The 22283-nt window shown below is 60.2% G+C and carries 27 protein-coding genes; 19 read left to right on the forward strand and 8 right to left on the reverse strand.

Annotation, left to right across the window (positions count from 1 at the left end; translation table 11 throughout):
• Positions 1-9 precede the first annotated feature (9 nt).
• From KW849_RS21710 to pilG, 4 genes are all read right to left on the reverse strand, one after another.
• Positions 10-2070, reverse strand: a complete 2061-nt coding sequence (locus tag KW849_RS21710) for a methyl-accepting chemotaxis protein (protein ID WP_108217041.1) — start codon at positions 2068-2070, stop codon at positions 10-12.
• Between the two features lie 140 nt (positions 2071-2210).
• Positions 2211-2750, reverse strand: a complete 540-nt coding sequence (locus KW849_RS21715) for a chemotaxis protein CheW (RefSeq protein WP_218431206.1) — start codon at positions 2748-2750, stop codon at positions 2211-2213.
• Between the two features lie 10 nt (positions 2751-2760).
• The gene (gene pilH, locus KW849_RS21720; protein WP_008068134.1) at positions 2761-3126 is read right to left on the reverse strand and encodes a twitching motility response regulator PilH; all 366 of its coding nucleotides are present in this window, start codon (positions 3124-3126) and stop codon (positions 2761-2763) included.
• A gap of 57 nt (positions 3127-3183) precedes the next feature.
• A complete protein-coding gene (gene pilG / locus KW849_RS21725) occupies positions 3184-3588 on the reverse strand; it encodes a twitching motility response regulator PilG (RefSeq protein ID WP_108217043.1) in 405 nt (134 codons plus the stop codon).
• Positions 3589-3932: 344 nt separating this feature from the next.
• Between pilG and gshB the strand changes: the two genes are divergently transcribed.
• The 8 genes from gshB to KW849_RS21765 all read left to right on the forward strand — a co-directional run bounded on the left by gshB (position 3933) and on the right by KW849_RS21765 (position 10932).
• Positions 3933-4886, forward strand: coding sequence for a glutathione synthase (gene gshB, locus KW849_RS21730; protein ID WP_218431207.1), 954 nt, complete (start codon positions 3933-3935; stop codon positions 4884-4886).
• Positions 4887-4950: 64 nt separating this feature from the next.
• A complete protein-coding gene (locus KW849_RS21735; protein WP_218431208.1) occupies positions 4951-5850 on the forward strand; it encodes an energy transducer TonB in 900 nt (299 codons plus the stop codon).
• Positions 5851-6044: 194 nt separating this feature from the next.
• Positions 6045-6617 carry a YqgE/AlgH family protein gene (locus tag KW849_RS21740; RefSeq protein ID WP_218431209.1) on the forward strand — a complete coding sequence of 191 codons (573 nt, stop codon included), beginning with the start codon at positions 6045-6047 and terminating at the stop codon, positions 6615-6617.
• The gene (gene ruvX, locus KW849_RS21745) at positions 6617-7054 is read left to right on the forward strand and encodes a Holliday junction resolvase RuvX (protein WP_057398155.1); all 438 of its coding nucleotides are present in this window, start codon (positions 6617-6619) and stop codon (positions 7052-7054) included. Before KW849_RS21740 ends, ruvX begins: the two co-directional genes overlap by 1 nt.
• 79 nt (positions 7055-7133) lie before the next feature.
• Entirely contained in the window at positions 7134-7637 is a 504-nt protein-coding gene (pyrR, locus tag KW849_RS21750; RefSeq protein WP_108217047.1) for a bifunctional pyr operon transcriptional regulator/uracil phosphoribosyltransferase PyrR, read from the forward strand.
• A gap of 27 nt (positions 7638-7664) precedes the next feature.
• Positions 7665-8669: an aspartate carbamoyltransferase catalytic subunit gene (locus tag KW849_RS21755; protein ID WP_007939362.1), complete on the forward strand. Its 1005-nt coding sequence runs from the start codon at positions 7665-7667 to the stop codon at positions 8667-8669.
• Positions 8666-9937 carry a dihydroorotase gene (locus KW849_RS21760; RefSeq protein ID WP_218431210.1) on the forward strand — a complete coding sequence of 424 codons (1272 nt, stop codon included), beginning with the start codon at positions 8666-8668 and terminating at the stop codon, positions 9935-9937. Before KW849_RS21755 ends, KW849_RS21760 begins: the two co-directional genes overlap by 4 nt.
• Before the next feature lie 596 nt (positions 9938-10533).
• Positions 10534-10932 (forward strand): hypothetical protein, encoded by a 399-nt coding sequence (locus KW849_RS21765; protein WP_218431211.1) that lies wholly within the window; start codon positions 10534-10536, stop codon positions 10930-10932.
• Between the two features lie 94 nt (positions 10933-11026).
• Here KW849_RS21765 and KW849_RS21770 read toward each other — a convergent pair whose 3' ends face one another.
• Entirely contained in the window at positions 11027-11446 is a 420-nt protein-coding gene (locus tag KW849_RS21770) for an NINE protein (protein ID WP_218431212.1), read from the reverse strand.
• Positions 11447-11697: 251 nt separating this feature from the next.
• Here KW849_RS21770 and KW849_RS21775 point away from each other — a divergent pair, with 251 nt between their 5' ends.
• Positions 11698-12318, forward strand: coding sequence for a C40 family peptidase (locus KW849_RS21775; RefSeq protein ID WP_115947974.1), 621 nt, complete (start codon positions 11698-11700; stop codon positions 12316-12318).
• Between the two features lie 118 nt (positions 12319-12436).
• On the opposite strand, the gene KW849_RS21780 is transcribed toward KW849_RS21775, so the two are convergent.
• Entirely contained in the window at positions 12437-13471 is a 1035-nt protein-coding gene (locus KW849_RS21780; RefSeq protein WP_218431213.1) for a type IV pilus twitching motility protein PilT, read from the reverse strand.
• A gap of 56 nt (positions 13472-13527) precedes the next feature.
• On the opposite strand from KW849_RS21780, the gene KW849_RS21785 reads away from it, so the two are divergent.
• The 10 genes from KW849_RS21785 (at position 13528) to KW849_RS21830 (ending at position 20572) form a co-directional block, all read left to right on the forward strand.
• Entirely contained in the window at positions 13528-14226 is a 699-nt protein-coding gene (locus KW849_RS21785) for a YggS family pyridoxal phosphate-dependent enzyme (protein WP_218431214.1), read from the forward strand.
• 22 nt (positions 14227-14248) lie between these two features.
• Positions 14249-15067: a pyrroline-5-carboxylate reductase gene (gene proC / locus KW849_RS21790; RefSeq protein ID WP_218431215.1), complete on the forward strand. Its 819-nt coding sequence runs from the start codon at positions 14249-14251 to the stop codon at positions 15065-15067.
• A gap of 24 nt (positions 15068-15091) precedes the next feature.
• Entirely contained in the window at positions 15092-15679 is a 588-nt protein-coding gene (locus tag KW849_RS21795; protein ID WP_218431216.1) for a YggT family protein, read from the forward strand.
• Entirely contained in the window at positions 15679-15972 is a 294-nt protein-coding gene (locus KW849_RS21800; protein ID WP_218431217.1) for a DUF167 domain-containing protein, read from the forward strand. The genes KW849_RS21795 and KW849_RS21800 overlap by 1 nt, the downstream gene beginning before the upstream one ends.
• Before the next feature lie 230 nt (positions 15973-16202).
• The gene (locus tag KW849_RS21805) at positions 16203-17342 is read left to right on the forward strand and encodes a homoserine O-acetyltransferase (RefSeq protein ID WP_218431218.1); all 1140 of its coding nucleotides are present in this window, start codon (positions 16203-16205) and stop codon (positions 17340-17342) included.
• A gap of 7 nt (positions 17343-17349) precedes the next feature.
• Positions 17350-17970, forward strand: a complete 621-nt coding sequence (gene metW / locus KW849_RS21810) for a methionine biosynthesis protein MetW (protein ID WP_218431219.1) — start codon at positions 17350-17352, stop codon at positions 17968-17970.
• Positions 17971-17996: 26 nt separating this feature from the next.
• A complete protein-coding gene (locus tag KW849_RS21815) occupies positions 17997-18431 on the forward strand; it encodes a DUF4426 domain-containing protein (RefSeq protein WP_108217056.1) in 435 nt (144 codons plus the stop codon).
• Positions 18428-19024 carry an RdgB/HAM1 family non-canonical purine NTP pyrophosphatase gene (gene rdgB, locus KW849_RS21820; protein ID WP_218431220.1) on the forward strand — a complete coding sequence of 199 codons (597 nt, stop codon included), beginning with the start codon at positions 18428-18430 and terminating at the stop codon, positions 19022-19024. The genes KW849_RS21815 and rdgB overlap by 4 nt, the downstream gene beginning before the upstream one ends.
• A complete protein-coding gene (gene hemW / locus KW849_RS21825) occupies positions 19021-20226 on the forward strand; it encodes a radical SAM family heme chaperone HemW (protein ID WP_256357316.1) in 1206 nt (401 codons plus the stop codon). Before rdgB ends, hemW begins: the two co-directional genes overlap by 4 nt.
• Before the next feature lie 22 nt (positions 20227-20248).
• Positions 20249-20572, forward strand: a complete 324-nt coding sequence (locus tag KW849_RS21830; protein ID WP_007987827.1) for a DUF3392 domain-containing protein — start codon at positions 20249-20251, stop codon at positions 20570-20572.
• Positions 20573-20702: 130 nt separating this feature from the next.
• On the opposite strand, the gene trmB is transcribed toward KW849_RS21830, so the two are convergent.
• Both trmB and KW849_RS21840 read right to left on the reverse strand, forming a co-directional pair.
• On the reverse strand, positions 20703-21428 hold the full coding sequence (gene trmB, locus KW849_RS21835) for a tRNA (guanosine(46)-N7)-methyltransferase TrmB (protein WP_218431221.1): 726 nt from the start codon (positions 21426-21428) through the stop codon (positions 20703-20705).
• A 9-nt stretch (positions 21429-21437) separates the two neighbouring features.
• The gene (locus KW849_RS21840; protein WP_007964131.1) at positions 21438-22232 is read right to left on the reverse strand and encodes a thiazole synthase; all 795 of its coding nucleotides are present in this window, start codon (positions 22230-22232) and stop codon (positions 21438-21440) included.
• Positions 22233-22283: the final 51 nt, after the last annotated feature.

Below are 22283 nucleotides of genomic sequence, written 5' to 3' on the forward strand. Positions count from 1 at the left end.
GCGGGCGATTCACGCTTTGTCCACAGCCTGCGCCTTGGCTGCCGGCAAGGTGAAACCGGACACCGAGCGACGCAACTGACTGGCCATTTTCGCCAGGTTACCGATGCTCTCGGCCGTAGCAGTGGAGCCCGACGACGTCTGCGAGGTGATCTGCTGGATCACGTTCATCGTCAGGGAAATCTGACCGGCCGACGACGTCTGCTGTTGCGCCGCATTGGAAATGCTCTGGATCAGCGCCGCGAGCGTCTTGGACACGCCTTCGATTTCTTCCAGGGCCACACCTGCATCCTGCGCCAGACGGGCGCCGCGTACCACTTCAGTGGTCGTCTGCTCCATGGAGATGACCGCTTCGTTGGTGTCCGTCTGGATCGCCCGCACCAGGGTTTCGATCTGCCGGGTGGCAGCGGATGAGCGCTCGGCCAGGCGCTGCACTTCATCGGCGACCACGGCGAAACCGCGGCCGGCGTCACCGGCCATGGACGCCTGGATGGCCGCGTTGAGGGCTAGGATGTTGGTCTGGTCGGCAATGTCATCGATCAGGCTGACAATGTCGCCGATTTCCTGGGACGACTCACCCAGGCGCTTGATGCGTTTGGCGGTGTCCTGAATCTGCTCGCGAATGTTGTCCATGCCGTGGATCGTGTTGTGCACCACCTCATTGCCCTTGTTGGCGATTTCCACCGAGCGTTCGGCAACCGCCGAAGATTCAGCCGCGTTGGCCGACACCTGGTCGATGGACTCGGCCATGTCGTTGATCGCCATGGAGGCCTCGGAAATCTGCTGGGCCTGATGTTCCGACGCCTGGGCCAGGTGCATGGCGGTGGCCTGGGTTTCCTGTACGGCGGCGGCGATCTGGCCGGCGGTGAGGTTGATGGTCGCGACCAGATCGCGCAGTTGGTCGACGGAGTAATTGATCGAATCGGCGATGGTGCCGGTAAAGTCTTCGGTCACCGAGGCGGTCACCGTGAGGTCACCGTCGGCCAGGTCTTCGATCTCGTCGAGCAAGCGCATGATCGCGTTCTGGTTACGCTCGTTTTTCTCGGCGGTTTCGTGCAACTGACGATTGGTTTCGCGCACCATCACCATGCCGATCAGGATGATCGAAGCCAGCGCCAGCAAGCCCAGCACATAACCGCCGATGGTGTCGGTGGTACGCCCGCCGACCATGTTTTCGAACCCGCTGGCCAGGTGTGAGGCTTCGTCGAGCAGGGTTTGCGACAGGCTGAAAATGTTCGAGGCCGATTCGCGGACCTTGAACAGCTCTGGTGAGGTTTCGAGGATCTCGTCCACCGAACCCGACACGAATTCGAACAGTTCGGAGATTTCCGCGAGACGCGCACGGGCGTCACGATCTTCGACCTGGCTGACCTTGAGCGCCGGGTCGCCCTGGAGCATGCCGTTGAGCACCTTGCCGAACTGCGTCGCGTCACGTCCGAACGCGTCGGCGGCCTGCTGTGAGTTTTCGTCGCCGGCCAATACCGTGTTGACCGCGCCGAGGATGCGCTCGGCCAGCAGCGACTGCCGCTGTGCCATGGCCACCTGGGCCGCCGGGGCGCCCCGTTGCAGCAGGATCTCGACGACTTTTTCGTACTCGACCTGCAACTGCGGCACGGTTTCGGCCAGGGTCGCGGCGACCTGATGCAGCGACAGTACGGTTTGCTCGCTGGAAAGAATCGCATCGGTGTTTTTCAGCAGACGCTCCCAGTCCTGTTGCACCGCGCGCATCTCCGGACGCACGGTAGCCGGGGCCGGCGGCAGGCCGGTGGCCGGGTCGCCTTTCTTCAGGTAACCCCAGCGCAGGGCAAAATCGTTGCGCGCATCGCTGAGCAACTTGAACGCGGCAGCCTTGCCGGCGGCAGCTTCGGTGGCGTTCTTGGCGATACGCTGGGACAGCACACGCAGCTCGCCCGCGTGGCCGATGTACTGTTTGTCGTAGGTAGCCTGGGTGTTGAGGTACGCGAAGTTGGCGAACAGCAGCATGATGAAGACGATCAGCGCGATGAACAGCACGATAATCTGCGACCGGCTGCGCGACCCTTCCATTGGCTTGCCTGCTTTTGCTTTTATCATCGGTCCTCGCCTGTTAACCCACTTTTGGGCAGCTTGCCGAAATCCCTGTAGGAGCGAGCTTGCTCGCGATGGAGTGTCAGCTACATGGGTGTCGACTGATCCACCATCGCGAGCAAGCTCGCTCCTACAAGGGTCCGTGTTTACACCGCGACGTTCATGAACCCCTGGGACTGCGTCAACGCAAACGGGCTGAACACCTGCCAGCACTGTTCGCGCTGAAACCGGCCTTTGACAAACGCCGCCATCGGCCCCTTCAACTCTTCTGCCGGCACCGGCTCCAGGCTGTCCTGGGCAAAGTGCTGGAGGCCGAAGACTTCGTCGACCAACAACCCGGCAAACACCTCGTCATGTTCCACCACCAACACCCGCCGCTGCCCGCGCATCGCCGAAAGCTCGTGCCCGAAGAGGCCGCACAAATCCATGACCGGCAGCAAACGCCCGCGCAGGTTGGCAACGCCCTTGACCCAGGGTTTGACCCCCGGTAGCTGAGTGAAACGCGGCTCGTGCAGGACTTCGCTGACTTCGCTCATGGGCGCGACATACCAGTGCTCGCCCAGGCGAAATCCGATGCCGCTCCAGCTGTCCCGCCGGGGTGGCTGGGACGGCAAGTCCGCCGCCAGCAATCGACAGCGCCGGTCGATTTGCAGCAGCAGTTCAAAAGCCGTCAGCGACTCGTTCATGACCTGATGATCAACCGGCCAGCACGTTGTTCAGGGTTTTGATCAGGGTCTCTTCATCGACCGGTTTGGTCAGGTAATCCTTGGCGCCCTGGCGCGTGCCCCAGACCTTGTCGGTTTCCTGGTCCTTGGTGGTGATGATGATCACCGGGATGTGTCCGGTTTCCGGGTCCTTGGTCAGCTGGCGGGTTGCCTGGAAGCCGTTGAGACCGGGCATGACAATGTCCATCAGCACCGCGTCGGGTTTTTCCTGGCGGGCCAGGGCCACACCGTCGGCGCCGTTTTCGGCTTTCAACACTTCATGACCGTGCTTTTCCAGCATGCCGGTCAGTTTGTACATTTCGGTCGGCGAATCATCGACGATCAGAATACGTGCCATGGTCTTCCCCATTCTTGTCGACACCGGGCCCGATGGCCGAGCGTCACTGTGCGTGTCCTACTGCGGCAAAACGGCGGCAAAACCAGGTACATGGGCCTGGATCGCATCAAGCAATTCTTCCTTGCTGAAAGGCTTGGTCAAAAACTGGTCGGAGCCGACGATGCGCCCCTTGGCCTTGTCGAACAGCCCGTCCTTGGACGACAGCATAATCACCGGCGTGGACTTGAACGCGCTGTTGTTCTTGATCAGGGCGCAGGTCTGGTAGCCATCCAGGCGCGGCATCATGATGTCGACAAAGATGATGCTGGGGTGGTTGTCGGCAATCTTGGCCAGGGCATCGAAGCCGTCGATGGCCGTGATGACCTCACAACCCACGTTCTTGAGTAGCGTTTCGGCGGTACGACGGATCGTCTTCGAATCGTCGATCACCATGACCTTCAAGGCGCTGGGGTACCGTTCCATAAAATGCTCTACCGTCGCCTTTGCGAAACAAATTGTCCGTTTGCCGGTTAACGCGGCTCGAAACCCTTGATGCTCAAGGGCCGGCACGACATGGCAGTCTTTTTAGCACAGTCTCCAAAACCAATCTATCGGCCGACCTGCAAGGTGGTTTTTCCTTGACCGGGAACACACTCAGCGCCACTCTGACGCCACTTTTATACGGCTCTTTGCAGGAGCGAGCCTGCTCGCGATGATCGCTAACGATGACGCGTGCTGGCTGGATGAACGCGGTGCTCTGACATCCATCGCGAGCAAGCTCGCTCCTACAGATCGGCACAAGCCCCCAAAATTTCGAGGAAAACCCAATGAGCGTTCGCGTCGGGATTGTCATGGACCCTATCGCCAGCATTTCCTATAAAAAGGATAGCTCGCTGGCCATGCTGTTGGCCGCGCAGAAGCGTGGCTGGGAGCTGTTCTACATGGAACAGCGCGACCTGTATCAGGGCGAAGGCCAGGCGCGGGCGCGGATGCGTCCGCTGCAGGTGTTCGCCAACCCGGAAAAATGGTTCGAACTGGGCGCTGAAAGCGACGCGCTGCTGAGCGACCTGGACGTGATCCTGATGCGCAAGGATCCGCCGTTCGACATGGAGTTCGTCTACTCCACTTACCTACTGGAACAGGCCGAGCGCGCCGGCGTGCTGGTGGTCAACAAGCCGCAAAGCCTGCGCGACTGCAACGAAAAGCTGTTCGCCACACTGTTCCCGCAATGCACGCCGCCGACCATCGTCAGCCGTCGCCCGGACGTCCTGCGCGAATTCGCCGACCATCATGGCGATGTGATCCTAAAGCCGCTGGACGGCATGGGTGGCTCCTCGATTTTCCGCCACACCGCCGGCCACCCGAACCTCTCGGTGATCCTCGAAACCCTGACCTTGCATGGCCAGCAGCAAATCATGATCCAGGGCTACCTGCCGGCGATCAAGGATGGCGACAAGCGCATCCTGATGATCGATGGCGAGCCGGTGGATTATTGCCTGGCGCGGATTCCGGCCCTGGGCGAAACCCGTGGCAACCTCGCCGCCGGCGGCCGTGGCGAAGCCCGCCCGCTGACCGACAAAGACCGCTGGATCGCCGCGCAAGTCGGCCCGACCCTGCGTGAAAAAGGCCTGTTGTTTGTTGGCCTGGACGTGATCGGCGAGCACCTGACCGAGATCAACGTCACCAGCCCTACCTGCATTCGCGAGATTGATAATGCGTTTGGTACCGACATCGGCGGCCTGCTGATGGATGCCATCGATCAGAAGCTCAAGGCACGTTGATTAGCCAAACCAACATTGCGTTATCATGCGCGGCCTGTGAAAACGCGATGTTGGTTTCCTTGTCATGACCCTCCCGTCCGATCTGCCTGTCGAACTCGCCCACCGTGGCGTGCGCCCGGCCGATCGCCTCGGTTTTACCCTGTTTCTGGCGGCGCTGATCCACCTTGCCTTGCTGTTGGGTGTCGGGTTTGCAGTGGTCGAACCCAAGCAGATCAGTAAAACCCTGGAAATCACCCTCGCCACCTTCAAAAGCGAAAAGAAGCCTGAAAAAGCCGACTTCCTCGCCCAGGAGAATCAGCAAGGCAGCGGCACCCTGGATAAAAAGGCGATTCCCAAGACCACCGAGGTCGCGCCGTTCCAGGACAACAAGGTGCAAAAGGTCACGCCACCGCCGGCCGCCAAACCTGAAACGCAGGAAGCCCCGCCCAAGGCTGCCGTGACCACCGTGGCACCGAAACCGAAAAAAGCCCCCGCCAAGACCGAGGAGCCCAAGACCGAGGTCAAATCCCAGGTCCAGGCACCGACGTTCGACAGCGAGCAGCTGTCCAGCGACATCGCCAGCCTGGAAGCGGAACTGGCCGCCGAGCAACAGCTGTACGCCAAGCGCCCGCGCATTCACCGCTTGAGCGCGGCCTCGACCATGCGCGACAAGGGCGCCTGGTACAAGGACGAATGGCGCAAGAAAGTCGAGCGCATCGGCAACCTCAATTACCCCGACGAAGCGCGGCGCAAACAGATCTACGGCAACTTGCGCTTGATGGTGTCGATCAATCGCGACGGTTCGCTGTATGAAGTGCTGGTGCTGGAGTCTTCCGGCCAGCCGCTGCTGGACCAGGCGGCGCAGCGGATCGTGCGGCTGGCGGCACCATTTGCACCGTTTACCGGGGATCTGTCGGATGTTGACCGGCTGGAGATCATCCGCACCTGGAAGTTTGCCCGCGGGGACAGACTCTCCAGTAATTGACCACACGCCCCACCTGTAGGAGCGAGCTTGCTCCGGGCGGTGTTCCGACGATAAACCTGAGAGCACCGCGGGGTGTCAACCTGGCAGCGTTATCCTTGACGACCATCGCGAGCAAGCTCGCTCCTACAGATTTGCGCTATTTCCTGTGCATCCCCAGCTTGTCAGTTCGCCCCTCGAACGCCACACTAGCGTTCATGAAAAACGTCAGCCCCAGCTACCTCAAGCATCAATTCCTGATCGCCATGCCGCACATGGCCGACCCGAACTTTGCGCACACCTTGACCTACATCGTCGAGCACACGGCCAATGGTGCCATGGGGCTGGTGGTCAACCGTCCGCAAGAGTTGAGCCTGGCCGATATCCTTGAGCAATTGCGCCCGGATATCGAACCGCCGACGCTCTGCCAGCATGTGCCGATCTTTATCGGCGGCCCGGTGCAGACAGATCGCGGCTTCGTCCTTCACCCCAAGGGGCTGAGCTTCCAGGCAACCGTTGATCTGGAAGACGAATTATCCCTGTCGACCACCCAGGACATACTGTTCGCCATCGCTGACGGCGTCGGCCCGGCAAAAAGCCTGATTGCCCTCGGCTATGCCGGCTGGGAAGCCGGGCAGCTGGAGGCCGAACTGGCGCAGAACGCCTGGCTGACCTGCCCGTTTGACGCCGACATCCTGTTCAACACCAGCAGCGAACTGCGCCTGGAGGCGGCAGCCAAGCACCTGGGCATCAACCTCAGCCTGCTGACCAGCCAGGCGGGGCACGCCTGATGGCCCTGCGGCTGATTCTCGGATTCGACTACGGCACCAAACAGATCGGCGTTGCGGTCGGCCAGGTGGTGACCGGCCAGGCCCGCGAGCTGTGCACCCTGAAAGCGCAGAACGGCATTCCTGACTGGAACCAGGTCGAAGCCCTCATCAAAGAGTGGAAACCCGATGCCGTGGTGGTCGGCCTGCCGTTGAACATGGACGGCACGCCCAGTGACATGTGCGCCCGCGCGGAAAAGTTCGCCCGGCGCCTGAACGGTCGCTTCAACCTGCCCTTTTATACCCACGATGAACGCCTGACCACTTTTGAGGCCAAGGGCGAACGCCTGGCCCGGGGCGGCCAGAAAGGCAGTTACCGCGACAACCCGGTCGATGCCATCGCCGCCGCCCTGTTGCTGCAAGGCTGGCTCGACGAAAATGGCGCACTGTTCGAGTCCTGAAGAGCCGTTGTGCGCCTCCATTAGCTACAACCCGAGCCATTTTGCGCACAAGCTGGCTCGAACCCAAGAAGGAGCAACCATGAGCCTGCCCAATCCCGCCGAACTGGTCAGCCAGATGGCAACCCGACTTGACGCTTATCTGGCCAAACGAGGCATCAGCGACCCGCGTTTCATTGGCATCCGTACCGGCGGCGTCTGGGTGGCCCAGGCCCTGCTCAAGGAACTGGGCAGCCATGAGCCCCTCGGCACTCTCGACGTGTCCTTCTACCGCGACGATTTCAGCCAGAGCGGCCTGCACCCGCAGGTCCGCCCTTCGGCGCTGCCGTTCGAGATCGAAGGCCAGCACCTGGTGCTGATCGACGACGTGCTGATGAGCGGTCGGACCATCCGCGCCGCCATGAACGAACTGTTCGACTACGGCCGCCCGGCCAGCGTGACGCTGGTGTGCCTGCTGGACCTGGACGCCGGCGAGCTGCCAATCCGCCCGAACGTGGTGGGCGCGACCCTGTCCCTGGCGGCCCACGAACGGGTGAAGCTGTCTGGCCCGGAGCTCGCGCTCGAACTGCAAGACCTCGCCCTTTAATTCGCCCTATTGAGAGTCCCCCTCGCGATGACGCCTCTAGAAACCAAGCGCCCGCTGCAGCTCAATGATCAGGGCCAGCTGCGCCATTTCCTCTCGCTCGACGGTTTGCGCCGCGAGCTGTTGACGGAAATCCTCGACACCGCCGACTCCTTCCTCGAAGTCGGCGCCCGGGCCGTGAAGAAAGTCCCGTTGCTGCGCGGCAAGACCGTGTGCAACGTGTTCTTCGAGAACTCGACCCGTACCCGCACCACCTTCGAACTGGCGGCCCAGCGGCTCTCGGCGGACGTGATCACCCTCAACGTGTCCACGTCGTCGGCGAGCAAGGGCGAAACCCTGCTCGACACCCTGCGCAACCTGGAAGCCATGGCCGCCGACATGTTCGTCGTGCGCCACGGTGATTCCGGTGCCGCTCACTTCATCGCCGAACATGTTTGCCCACAAGTGGCGATCATCAACGGCGGTGACGGCCGGCACGCGCACCCGACCCAGGGCATGCTCGACATGCTGACCATCCGCCGGCACAAGGGCGGGTTCGAAAACCTTTCGGTGGCCATCGTCGGCGACATCCTGCACTCGCGGGTAGCACGCTCGAACATGCTGGCGCTGAAAACCCTCGGTTGCCCGGACATCCGCGTGATCGCGCCGAAAACCCTGCTGCCGATCGGCATCGAGCAATACGGCGTGAAGGTCTACACCGACATGACCGAAGGCCTGAAAGATGTCGACGTAGTGATCATGTTGCGCCTGCAGCGTGAACGCATGACCGGCGGCCTGCTGCCGAGCGAAGGCGAGTTCTACCGCCTGTTCGGCCTGACCACCGCGCGCCTGGCGGGGGCCAAGCCCGATGCCATCGTGATGCACCCGGGGCCGATCAACCGTGGCGTGGAAATCGAGTCGGCGGTGGCCGACGGCCCGCACTCGGTGATCCTCAACCAGGTGACCTATGGCATCGCGATTCGTATGGCCGTGTTGTCCATGGCCATGAGCGGGCAAACAGCCCAGCGCCAATTCGAGCAGGAGAACGCCCAGTGAAGCTCAGCATTCTCGGTGCCCGCGTGATCGATCCGGCCAGTGGCCTGGATCAAGTGACCGATATCCACATTGAAGCCTGCAAAGTCGTCGCCCTTGGCGCAGCGCCAGCCGGCTTTGTCGCCGTCGACACGATCGACGCCAAAGGCCTGGTAGCCGCTCCCGGCCTGGTCGACCTCAACGTTGCCCTGCGCGAGCCGGGTTACAGCCGCAAAGGCTCGATTGTCAGCGAAACCCGCGCGGCGGCGGCTGGCGGCGTGACCAGCCTGTGCTGCCCGCCAAAAACCAAACCGGTGCTGGACACCTCGGCGGTGGCCGAATTGATCCTCGACCGCGCCCGTGAGGCCGGCAACACCAAAGTCTTCCCGATTGGCGCCCTGAGCAAAGGCCTGGACGGTGAACAGCTGGCAGAGCTCGTGGCACTGCGCGATGCCGGTTGCGTGGCCTTCGGCAATGGCCTGGAGAGTTTCCGCAACACCCGTACCCTGTGCCGGGCACTGGACTACGCAGCGACTTTCGACCTGACGGTGATTTTCAACTCCCAGGATCACGACCTGGCCGAGGGTGGCCTGGCTCACGAAGGCCCGACCGCCAGCTTCCTGGGCTTGCCGGGCATCCCGGAAAGCGCCGAGACCGTCGCCCTGGCCCGGGATCTGCTGCTGGTTGAACAGACCGGCGTGCGCGCGCACTTCAGCCAGCTCACCAGCGCACGCGGTGTGGAGCTGATCGCCCAGGCTCAGGCCCGGGGCCTGAAGGTGACCGCGGATGTCGCCCTGTACCAGTTGATCCTGACCGACGAAGCGCTGATCGACTTCAGCAGCCTGTATCACGTCCAGCCGCCGCTACGCACCCGCGCCGACCGCGAAGGCCTGCGCGCAGCGGTGAAATCGGGGGTGATCTCGGCCATCTCCAGCCATCACCAACCCCATGAGCGTGACGCCAAACTGGCACCATTCGGCGCAACCGAGCCGGGCATCAGCAGCGTCGAACTGCTGTTGCCGCTGGCGATGACCCTGGTCGAAGACGGTTTGCTGGACCTGCCGACGTTGCTGGCGCGCCTGAGCGCTGGCCCTGCCGAGGCCCTGCGCCTGCCGGCAGGCAAACTGGCGGTGGGTGGCGCGGCGGACATCGTGCTGTTCGACCCGGCGGCCTCCACCGTCGCCGGTGAAACCTGGTTGTCCAAAGGCGAAAATTGCCCGTTCATTGGCCACAGCCTGCCGGGTGTGGTGCGTTACACCCTGGTGGATGGGCGGATCAGCCACCAGGCTTAAAAACAAAAGATCGCAGCCTGCGGCAGCGCCTACGGGGAAATGCATATTCCTGTGTAGGAGCTGCCGCAGGCTGCGATTTTTTGATCTTCGCTTATCGACTCTGTGCGTTACGCCCAGAAACCTGGTCATTCAACGTCCAGAAGTCATACAGCCCTCCTCCCCCTACACCGTCATCCACTGCCTCTCCCCTAACAGCACATCCGCATCAAGAGCTTTTCTACAAGCGATGGCGAATAAACCTATCCAATGAACAGAGATTTCTGACTCATCATCATTTGTGCGAAAAGAACTGCGCAACACACAGAAACATCCTACAAAGTTATTGAATGCAGATTCAACGCCTATCATCTAGCATAAAAACAGCACAAGGAAACATCACTACAAACACCATGAATACAAAGTACAAACAAGGAGCAAGACATGAAAAATGGACTTACCCTACCTCCTATCGTAACGAAAGGAACAACGGGAAATTCAGGCGGCTTTACTGTTAACCCTGGATTCAGCTGGGGGGCATATGGGATTGCAGATTGGCTAGAATGAAAAACGGTATAAAAGCCTTTATTTATGAGCTTCTGCATTCAGGAAGAGCCAACATGAAGCCCCTCTACAAACACCTGAACTACATCTACCCAGTGCTTTTAGCGATCACTTCCAGCGTAGCAATATTTACCATAGAAAAAAATTTGAGCACAGGCATTTACGACATAGATCGAGACTCAATCGGAATACCAATAGGTGCAATCCTGATTGCGGGCTTAGTGCTATTCATATTTCACCTAATGCAAATATTTTTATACAGAAAAGCCCGCCACACCAATTCAACCTTGATAAAAATATCAGCATTAATAATTGCAATTGCATCGCTTGCGATTTTCGCCGACAACATAAATTACTGGGCCACCCCAAACCACTTCATCATTTCAATCTTCTACAGCTTCAGCACAATGGCATTTTTAACGCTTCAACTTCAATTACTGAAAGCATTTCAGTAACCGCTCATAGGCTGTAACTCAAGCAGGAAGATAGCTGGATCAGTCACCAGAAGTAAAAGCCTGCGGCGAGGGGGCCTGCCCCTCGCCGCAGACATCAGCGACTCTGTGCGTTACGCACGGAAACCTGGTCATTCAACGTCCAGAAGTCATACAGCACGCCAATAAAGAACAACCCGCCCGTCAGCAGGTACAGCAACCCACTGATCCATTTCCCCTGATACATCCGGTGCACGCCAAACACCCCGAGAAACGTCAGCAGAATCCACGCCACGTTGTATTCGATCGGCCCGGCGGTGAACCTCAGGTCCGCTTCACGGTCCATGGACGGGATCAGGAAAAGGTCGATCAGCCAACCGATCCCCAGCAAGCCAAAGGTGAAGAACCAGATCGTCCCGGTCACCGGCTTGCCGTAATAGAAGCGGTGAGCGCCGGTAAAACCGAAAATCCACAGCAGATAACCGATCACTTTACTGTGCGTGTCTTGCTGCTGGACAGCCTGTTGATAGGGGTTCATGAATGACCTCGATTCATACGATAGATAAATATTCTTTAATTCTTTGTGACTTTTTTACAGGCATCCGACGTATGGCAAATGCTACCTTCACCCCCGTCAAAGCCTTGTAACACCGGACTTCTGTCCGACAATTGCATCATTTTGCCGCTTTTTTGCCACCATTGCCCTCCAGATTGAATCGACCAACGGCCTCGGAAGCGGCAAAAAAGCTGTTATAAAGTTGCGCGCTGACCTATTAAGAGCCTTGCCTAATGCGTTCATTTTTCAAGACATGGCTAACCATTTGCCTTCTGATGCCACTGGCCGCCCACGCCACCAATCGTGAGCAACGTCTTCCTAACGTTAATGGTTACACCCCAAAATCCCATGCCTCTGCTCCTTCGAGCAAAGACAAAAAATCCGCCAGATATGCTCCAAGCCTGGCCAGCAGCAAAAGCGGCCTGGTTCCACCGATGGGCACCAAGGAAAGCAGCGACGTGCTGAGCCGCGCCGTGAACGTCCTTGGCACTCCCTATCGTTGGGGCGGCAGCAGCCCAAGCAAAGGCTTCGATTGCAGCGGCCTGGTGAAGTACGCGTTCAACGACGCCACGTTCGACCTGCCACGCACCTCCAACGCCATGGCCAGCGGTCATGGGGAGAAAGTCGATCGCAATGACCTGAAGCCGGGCGACCTGATTTTCTTCAACATCAAGAGCCGTCGGGTCAATCACGTCGCCATTTACCTGGGCAACGATCGCTTCATCCACGCGCCACGTCGCGGCAAGTCGGTGTCCATCGACACCCTGAATAAACCGTACTGGGAAAACCACTATGTGGTTGCCAAGCGGGTTCTGCCGAAAGAGCCGAATCAGTTGCGGGTTGTTCAGCGCTGATTGAAGCAAGATCAAAAGATCGCAGCCTTCGGCAGCTCCTACATGGAATCGCATATTCCTGTGTAGGAGTTGCCGAAGGCTCGGGCCGCGTTCGGACGATCTTTTGCTTTCAGGGCTATCAAAACCCATCCGGTGACCGCGCCTTCTCCCGCGCATGATCACGACTGACCAAACCCTTGGTCACAAGGTCCTTCAAGCTCATATCCAGCGTCTGCATCCCTAACGACCCTCCCGACTGAATCGCCGAATACATCTGCGCCACCTTGTCCTCGCGGATCAGGTTCCGGATCGCCGATGTCCCCAGCATGATCTCGTGGGCCGCGATGCGTCCGCCGCCGATCTTCTTCACCAGAGTCTGGGACACTACCGCCAGCAGCGATTCGGAGAGCATCGAACGCACCATCGACTTCTCGTCTCCCGGAAACACGTCCACCACACGGTCGATGGTTTTCGCCGCCGACGTGGTGTGCAGCGTTCCGAACACCAGATGGCCGGTTTCGGCGGCGGTCAATGCCAGGCGAATGGTCTCCAGATCGCGCATCTCGCCCACCAGAATCACATCCGGGTCTTCCCGCAGTGCCGATCGCAAGGCGGTGGCGAAGCTGCGTGTATCGCGGTGGACTTCACGCTGGTTGATCAGGCACTTGCGCGGCTCGTGGACAAACTCGATAGGGTCTTCGATGGTGAGGATGTGGTGATGGCGATGGGTATTGAGGTAATCGATCATCGCCGCCAGCGTGGTGGACTTGCCGGAACCGGTCGGGCCAGTCACCAGCACCAGGCCACGGGGCGCGTCGGTCATTTTGCGAAACACGTCCCCCATGCCCAGTTCGTCCATGCCCTGTACTTTCGACGGGATGGTACGAAATACAGCGCCCGCGCCACGGTTCTGATTGAACACATTGACCCGAAAGCGCGCCACACCGGGCACCTCAAAGGAAAAATCGGTTTCCAGGTGTTTCTCGAAGTCCGCCCGCTGGGTGTCATTCATGATGGCATGGATCAGCGCCTGCACCCGCTGGTGATCCAGGGCCGGCAGGTTGATGCGCCGCACATCGCCATCCACCCGGATCATCGGCGGCAGGCCAGCAGACAAGTGCAGGTCGGACGCCCCCTGTTTGGCGCTGAATGCCAGCAGTTCGGTGATATCCATAGCGTCCCTCAATTCCAGTAGAATGCCGCGAACCTTCAGACCGCTGGCGCCTCTTGATGTCCACCATAGCAGACAACATTCTCGAAGTTAGTTCGCGCATCCATGCCGCAACACTCGCCGCCAACCGCGCCGAGAACAGCGTCCAGCTGCTGGCCGTGAGCAAGACCAAACCCGCACAAGACCTGCGTGAGGCCTACGCCGCCGGCCTGCGCGACTTTGGCGAGAACTACCTGCAGGAAGCACTGGGCAAGCAGCTCGAACTGGCCGACCTGCCCTTGATCTGGCACTTCATCGGCCCCATTCAATCGAACAAGACTCGTGCTATCGCCGAGCACTTCGACTGGGTGCATTCCGTGGATCGCCTGAAAATCGCACAACGCCTGTCCGAACAACGTCCTGCTGATCTGCCGCCACTGAATATCTGCATCCAGGTCAACGTCAGCGGTGAAGCCAGCAAATCCGGCTGCACCCCGGCCGACCTGCCGGCCCTGGCCAACGCCATCAGTGCCCTCCCGCGCTTGAAATTGCGCGGGTTGATGGCTATCCCTGAACCGACTGAAGATCGCGCCGCCCAGGACGCCGCTTTCGCTGCTGTGCAAAGCCTGCAAGCCAGCCTGAACCTGCCACTCGACACACTTTCCATGGGCATGAGCCACGACCTCGAGTCGGCCATTGCCCAAGGCGCCACTTGGGTCCGCATCGGTACGGCCCTGTTTGGTGCCCGCGGCTCTTCACAAATGCATGGTCAACCATGACCCCTCTTTATAAGGACCTGACATGAGCAAGACGTGTATTGCCTTTATCGGTGCCGGCAACATGGCCGCCAGTTTGATTGGCGGCCTGCGGGCCAAGGGTCTGGAAGCCGCACAGATTCGCGCCAGCGATCCGGGCGAAGAAACCCGCGCCCGCGTGAGTACCGAGCATGGCATCGAAACCTTCGCCGACAACGCCCAAGCCATTGATGGCGCCGACGTCGTTGTCCTGGCGGTCAAGCCCCAGGCTATGAAAGCCGTGTGCGAAGCTCTTCGCCCAAGCCTCAAGCCCAATCAACTGGTGGTTTCGATTGCCGCGGGCATCACCTGCGCCAGCATGAACAACTGGCTCGGCGCCCAGCCGATCGTGCGTTGCATGCCCAACACCCCGGCGCTGGTGCGTCAGGGCGCGAGCGGCCTGTTCGCGACAGCCGAAGTGACCGCCGAACAGCGTCAGCAGGCCCAGGAACTGCTGTCCGCAGTCGGCATCGCCTTATGGCTGGATGAAGAGCAGCAACTGGATGCCGTCACCGCCGTTTCAGGCTCGGGCCCGGCGTATTTCTTCCTGCTGATCGAAGCCATGACCGCCGCCGGCGTGAAACTCGGCCTGCCGGCGGACATCGCCGCGCAACTGACCTTGCAAACCGCACTGGGCGCCGCCCACATGGCCGTCTCCAGCGATGTCGACGCGGCCGAGCTGCGCCGCCGTGTCACCTCGCCCGCGGGCACCACAGAAGCTGCAATCAAGTCGTTCCAGGCCAATGGCTTCGAAGCCCTGGTCGAAAAAGCACTCGGCGCTGCCGCGCATCGCTCGGCCGAGATGGCTGAACAACTGGGTCGCTAATCAGCTCTTACAAAGGAATCAATAATGCTCGGACTCAATGACGCTGCCATTTTCATTATTAAAACCTTGGGCAACCTGTACCTGCTGATCGTGCTGTTGCGCTTCATCCTGCAATTGGTCCGGGCAAATTTTTACAACCCGCTCTGCCAGTTCATCGTGAAAGCCACTCAACCGCTGCTCAAGCCTCTGCGTCGGGTCATCCCTAGCATGTTCGGGCTGGACATGTCGTCACTGGTACTGGCGCTGGTCGTGCAGGTAGTGTTGATGGCGGTCATTCTGCTACTCAAAGGCTTCCAGGTTGACTTACTGCTGTTGGTGCCCTGGGCTCTGATCGCCCTCTTCTCCCTGTTTTTGAATGTCCTGTTCTACGCGATGATCATCAGCGTGATTCTGTCCTGGGTCGCCCCGGGGAGCCACAATCCGGGCGCAGAGCTGGTTGCTCAAATCACTGAACCTGTGCTCGCACCGTTCCGCCGGATCATACCGAGCCTTGGCGGTCTCGATATTTCGCCGATCTTCGCGTTTATCGTGATCCAGTTGCTGCAAAGCTGGCTGATCCCGCGCCTTGCGTACTTTGCCTTCATGCCGCAGGGGCTGCTCGGCCTGATCTGATGAGTTATTTCCGCTGGGACGGCGACGACCTGATTCTGGAGTGTCACCTGCAACCGGCAGCCCGTAGCGATGACTTCTGCGGGCTGCACGGCGATCGCCTGAAGATCCGCCTGACCGCGCCGCCGGTCGAGGGCAAGGCCAACGCGTATCTGATGGCGTTTCTGGCCAAGGCCTTTGGCGTGTCCAAGAGCCAGGTCAGTTTGATCAGTGGCGAGTTGAACAGGCAGAAGCGGGTGCGGATCTGTTCGCCGAAAAAACTGCCGGATTTGCCAGATCTGGTGCGTCCGACCTGACCTCAATGTGGCGAGGGAGCTTGCTCCCGCTGGGCCGCGAAGCGGCCCCAGACGAGTCGCCGCAAGATCCCTGACAGCCCCGGGCATCAGCTTTCAGGGCCGCTTCGCGCCCCAACGGGAGCAAGCTCCCTCGCCACAGGTACATCGGGGAAAAATCAGGCCCGGCCTTTGCTTGCCGCTAACCCCAGCGGTCTTTAGACTTACGCCTCATTTCAACGAGAGCAGGGTCGATGCCAGCTGCCTTTCCCCCCGATTCTGTTGGTCTGGTGACGCCGCAAGTGGCGCACTTCAGCGAACCCCTGGCGTTGGCCTGCGGACGTTCGCTCCCGGCCTATGACCTGATTTACGAAACCTACGGCACGCTCAACGCCATGGCGAGCAACGCCGTGCTGATCTGCCACGCCTTGTCCGGCCACCACCACGCCGCCGGCTACCACAGCGTCGACGACCGCAAACCCGGTTGGTGGGACAGCTGCATCGGCCCCGGCAAGCCGATCGACACCAGCAAGTTCTTCGTGGTCAGCCTGAACAACCTCGGCGGCTGCAACGGTTCCACCGGCCCGAGCAGCATCAACCCGGACACCGGCAAGCCGTTCGGCGCCGACTTCCCGGTGTTGACCGTCGAGGATTGGGTGCACAGTCAAGCGCGCCTGGCCGATCGCCTCGGTATCGCCCAGTTCGCGGCCGTGATCGGCGGCAGCCTCGGCGGCATGCAGGCGATGCAATGGAGCATCACCTACCCTGAGCGCATCCGTCATTGCCTGGCCATCGCCTCGGCGCCCAAGCTGTCGGCACAGAACATCGCGTTCAACGAAGTGGCACGTCAGGCGATCCTCACCGACCCGGAATTCCACGGCGGTTCTTTTCAGGAACACGGCGTGATCCCCAAGCGCGGCCTGATGCTGGCGCGGATGGTCGGGCACATCACTTACCTGTCCGACGACTCCATGGGCGAGAAATTCGGCCGAGGGCTCAAGAGCGAAAAGCTCAACTACGACTTCCACAGCGTCGAGTTCCAGGTCGAAAGCTACCTGCGCTATCAGGGCGAGGAGTTCTCCGGGCGCTTCGATGCCAATACGTATCTGTTGATGACCAAAGCGCTCGATTACTTCGATCCGGCGGCGGACTTCGGCGATAACCTGGCGAGAACCTTTGAAGGCGCCAAGGCCAGGTTCTGCGTGATGTCGTTCACCACCGACTGGCGCTTCTCCCCTGCCCGCTCGCGGGAACTGGTGGATGCGCTGATGGCCGCGCGCAAGGACGTCTGCTACCTCGAGATCGACGCACCGCAAGGCCACGACGCCTTCCTGATTCCGATCCCGCGCTATCTGCAGGCTTTCGGCAATTACATGAACCGCATTACGTTGTGAGAAAGCCATGAGAGCTGATCTGGAAATCATCCAGGAATGGATCCCCGCCGGCAGCCGTGTGCTCGACCTCGGGTGCGGCGATGGCGAGCTGCTGACCTGGCTGCGCGATAACAAGCAAGTCACCGGTTATGGCCTGGAAAACGATGCCGACAACATCGCCGAATGCGTGGCCAAGGGCATCAACGTCATCGAACAGGACCTGGACAAGGGCCTAGGCAACTTTGCCAGCAACAGTTTCGATGTCGTGGTCATGACCCAGGCGCTGCAAGCGGTGCACTACCCGGACAGGATCCTCGAGGAAATGCTGCGCGTGGGCCGGCAGTGCATCATCACCTTCCCCAACTTCGGTCACTGGCGCTGCCGCTGGTACCTGGCGAGCAAGGGCCGGATGCCGGTTTCCGAGTTCCTGCCGTACACCTGGTACAACACGCCGAACATTCACTTCTGCACCTTCGCGGACTTTGAAGCCTTGTGTCGCGAACGTGAGGCAAAGGTCATTGATCGACTTGCCGTGGATCAACAGCATCGGCACGGGTGGGCCAGCAAGCTATGGCCTAATCTGTTAGGTGAGATCGGCATCTACCGGGTCACCAGCCCGGGACTTTCCGACCACAAGGTCGCAGTCTGATCCACCCTATTTCAAGGAGAACGATCATGGGTCGTCTAGCGTTGTTTCTACTCACTGCCTGCCTGAGCGTCACCGCCATGGCCGCCGACGCCATCAAGGGCGAACGCAAGGAAACCTTTGGCGACGTGACGGTGCACTACAACACCTTCAACTCCACCTACCTGACCCCGGACATAGCCAAGTCCGCCGAACTCACCCGCAGTAAGAACCAGGGTGTGATCAACATTGCGGTGCTCAAGGACGGCAAACCGCAGATGGCACAGGTCAGCGGTACGGTCAAAGACCTGACCAGCCAAAGTGTGGACCTGAAGTTCCGCCAGATCACTGAACAAGGTGCGATCTACTACATCGCCCAATTCCCGGTACCGCAGCAGGAAACCCGCACCTTCGACATCAAGGTGCAGACCGGTGACAAAATCAACACCATCAATTTCAACCAAGAGCTCTTCCCCGGCCAATGATCAACTTCACGCAACTCGTATTGGCCAGCCATAACGCCGGCAAACTCAAGGAACTCCAGGCCATGCTCGGCGAGTCGGTGCATCTGCGCTCGATCGGCGAGTTCAGCAGTGTGGAGCCTGAAGAAACCGGCCTGTCGTTCGTCGAGAACGCCATCCTGAAAGCCCGCAATGCCGCGCGCATTTCCGGCCTGCCGGCGCTGGCCGACGATTCCGGGCTGGCGGTGGATTTCCTGGGCGGCGCGCCAGGCATCTACTCGGCGCGTTATGCCGATGGCAAGGGCGATGCGGCGAACAACGCCAAACTGCTCGACGTGTTGAAAGATGTGCCTGAAGCCGAACGCGGTGCGCAGTTCGTCTGCGTGCTGGCACTGGTTCGTCATGCCGATGATCCGCTGCCGATCCTCTGCGAAGGTTTGTGGCACGGGCGAATCCTGACCCAGGCCAGCGGCGAACACGGCTTTGGCTATGACCCGCTATTTTGGGTGCCGGAGCGCGAGTGCTCCAGTGCCGAACTTAAGCCCAGCGACAAGAACCGGATCAGCCACCGCGCCCGTGCAATGGAACTGCTGCGCCAGCGTCTGGGCTTGAAATGACCCGTGAATCATCCGCGTCGCCGCTGATCTTCGGCGGCGACGCACAATCGCCTCGGGCTGCCCTGCCTGTGCTGCCGCCGCTGGCGCTGTATATCCACATCCCGTGGTGCGTGCGCAAATGCCCTTATTGCGACTTCAATTCCCACACTGCCAGCCCTGTGCTGCCGGAAGAAGAGTACGTCGACGCATTGCTGGCCGATCTCGATCAGGACCTGCACGCCGTTTATGGTCGTGAGCTGAGCTCGATTTTCTTTGGTGGCGGCACGCCAAGCCTGTTCAGCGCTGATTCCCTGGGTCGCTTGCTCAAAGGCGTCGAACAGCGCATCCCGTTTGCCAGCGATATCGAAATCACGCTGGAAGCCAATCCGGGGACGTTCGAGCAAGACAAGTTCGTGGCGTACCGGAAACTGGGCATCAACCGCCTGTCGATCGGCATCCAGAGTTTTCAGCAAGAAAAGCTCGAAGCCCTTGGGCGGATTCACAACGGTGACGAAGCCGTACGCGCCGCCGGCATGGCGCGGCAGGCCGGGTTCGACAACTTCAACCTGGACTTGATGCATGGCTTGCCGAATCAGTCCCTGGACGATGCCTTGGCCGACCTGCGCACAGCCATCGCTCTGAAACCGACGCACCTGTCGTGGTATCAACTGACCCTGGAACCGAACACGGTGTTCTGGAATCAGCCGCCGACGCTGCCGGAAGACGACACGCTGTGGGACATTCAGGAAGCCGGGCAAGCGCTGCTGGCCGAACACGGTTACGTGCAATACGAAGTCTCGGCCTACGCCCTGCCCGATCGCCCGGCACGCCACAACCTCAATTACTGGAGTTTTGGCGATTTCATCGGCATTGGCGCGGGCGCCCATGGCAAGCTCAGCCATCCGGACGGGCGCATCATTCGCACCTGGAAGACCCGCCTGCCGAAGGACTACCTGAATCCGGCGAAAAGCTTCCAGGCTGGCGAGAAAGCGCTGACCAATGATGAAATGCCGTTCGAGTTCCTGATGAACGCGCTGCGCCTGACTGAAGGCGTCGAATCGCGGCTGTACCCGGAACGCACCGGCATGACGCTGGAAAGCCTTGCTGAAGGCCGCCGTGAAGCCGAACAAAGCGGCCTGTTGCAGGTCGAACCGTCACGTCTGGTAGCCACGACGCGCGGACAACTCTTCCTCAACGACTTGCTGCAGAAATTTCTGAGCTGATTTCAGCCTTAAGGGAAAACGAATGGATTTGGTACTCGACCTGCTTGCCACCGTGTCTCGCTGGAGCCGCAGCAACCTCTCGGAAATCGCCCTGGCCCTGGTGGGTTGCCTGCTGGTGCTGTTCGGTGCGGATTTCAAAGGCTGGGTCGAGCAGCGCCTGGGCAGCATCGCCGGCGCCTTGCGCGTACCGCTGATGTCCCTGCTGTGCATGATTGGCAGCGGCGCGGCGCTGATCTACGCCACGCCATGGGTCGTGCGCGGCTTGAGCCAGTTCAACAACTACAGCCTGGCGCCGGTGTTGCTGGTGGTGTTGGTGTTGATTGGCGTAGTAGCCGACCGCCGCTAATCTCAAATACCCACAAGACCACTGTAGGAGCGAGCTTGCTCGCGATGATCGTTAACGAAAACGCGGGGCATCTGAAGCCCCGCGTTGTTCTGTAGTTTTTCGCGAGCAATCGAGCGTCGACCGGCTGCTCCTACGACTGCTTCTCGAACTTCAAATCCCACACGCCATGCCCAAGACGTTCGCCACGGCGTTCGAACTTGGTGATCGGCCGTTCGGCCGGACGCGGCACACACTTGCCGTCTTCGGCCAGGTTGCGATAACCCGGCGCCACGCTCATCACTTCCAGCATGTATTCGGCGTATGGTTCCCAATCAGTGGCCATGTGCAGAATGCCGCCGACCTTCAACTTGCTGCGCACCAGCTCAGCGAAGGACGCCTGAACGATACGACGCTTGTGGTGACGGCTCTTGTGCCACGGGTCCGGGAAAAACAGCATCAGGCGATCAAGGCTGTTGTCCGCCACGCAGCGGTTGAGCACTTCGATGGCATCGCAATCGTAGACCCGCAGGTTGGTCAAGCCTTGCGTCAGCACGCCATTGAGCAGCGCACCGACACCCGGACGGTGAACCTCGACGCCGATGAAATCCTGATCCGGCGCAGCCGCTGCCATTTCCAGCAGCGAATGGCCCATGCCGAAACCGATTTCCAGCGAGCGCTTTGCTGCGCGACCGAACACCTGGTCGAAATCCACCGGCGCGTCGGCCAGCGGCAGCACGAACAGCGCCGTGCCCTGCTCCAAGCCCTTTTGCTGGCCTTCGGTCATGCGCCCGGCACGCATCACGAAACTCTTGATACGGCGGTGTTGGCGCTCGTCGCCTTCTTCCGTCTGGATAGGCGTGTCGTTCGATTCAGTCATCAATGGCTCTTACTTGATCAGACCATCCAGCGGCGAAGAGGCGCTGGCATAGAGTTTTTTCGGCATACGGCCGGCGAGGTAGGCCAGGCGGCCTGCGACGATAGCGTGTTGCATGGCTTGAGCCATCATCACCGGCTGTTGGGCATGGGCAATGGCCGAGTTCATCAGCACCGCATCACACCCCAGCTCCATGGCAATAGTGGCGTCGGACGCGGTACCGACACCGGCATCCACCAGCACCGGGATCTTGGCTTCTTCAAGGATGATCTGCAGGTTGTACGGATTGCAGATCCCCAGACCGGAACCAATCAAACCAGCGAGCGGCATGACGGCGATGCAGCCGATTTCCGCCAATTGACGGGCGATAATCGGGTCATCACTGGTGTAGACCATCACGTCGAAGCCTTCCTTGACCAGCGTTTCGGCGGCCTTGAGGGTTTCGATCACGTTGGGGAACAGGGTTTTCTGATCGGCCAGCACTTCCAGCTTCACCAGGTTGTGACCGTCGAGCAGCTCACGGGCCAGGCGGCAAGTGCGCACGGCCTCGATGGCGTCGTAGCAACCGGCGGTGTTCGGCAGGAAGGTGTAGCGATCCGGCGACAGCACTTCGAGCAGGTTCGGCTCACCCTCGATCTGCCCGAGGTTGGTGCGGCGCACAGCGAAAGTGACGATTTCAGCACCCGAGGCTTCGATGGCCTGGCGGGTTTCTTCCATGTCACGGTACTTGCCGGTACCGACCAGCAAACGCGACTGGTAAGTACGACCGGCCAGGACGAAGGGCTTGTCGCTACGAACGATGCTCATGGGAAATCCTCTGTAGGGGTGAGGTTCTTGCAGAATTCTGTGGCCACCCGG

This window comes from Pseudomonas sp. PDM26, assembly GCF_019219185.1.
In the GTDB taxonomy this organism is placed as follows: Bacteria; Pseudomonadota; Gammaproteobacteria; order Pseudomonadales; family Pseudomonadaceae; genus Aquipseudomonas.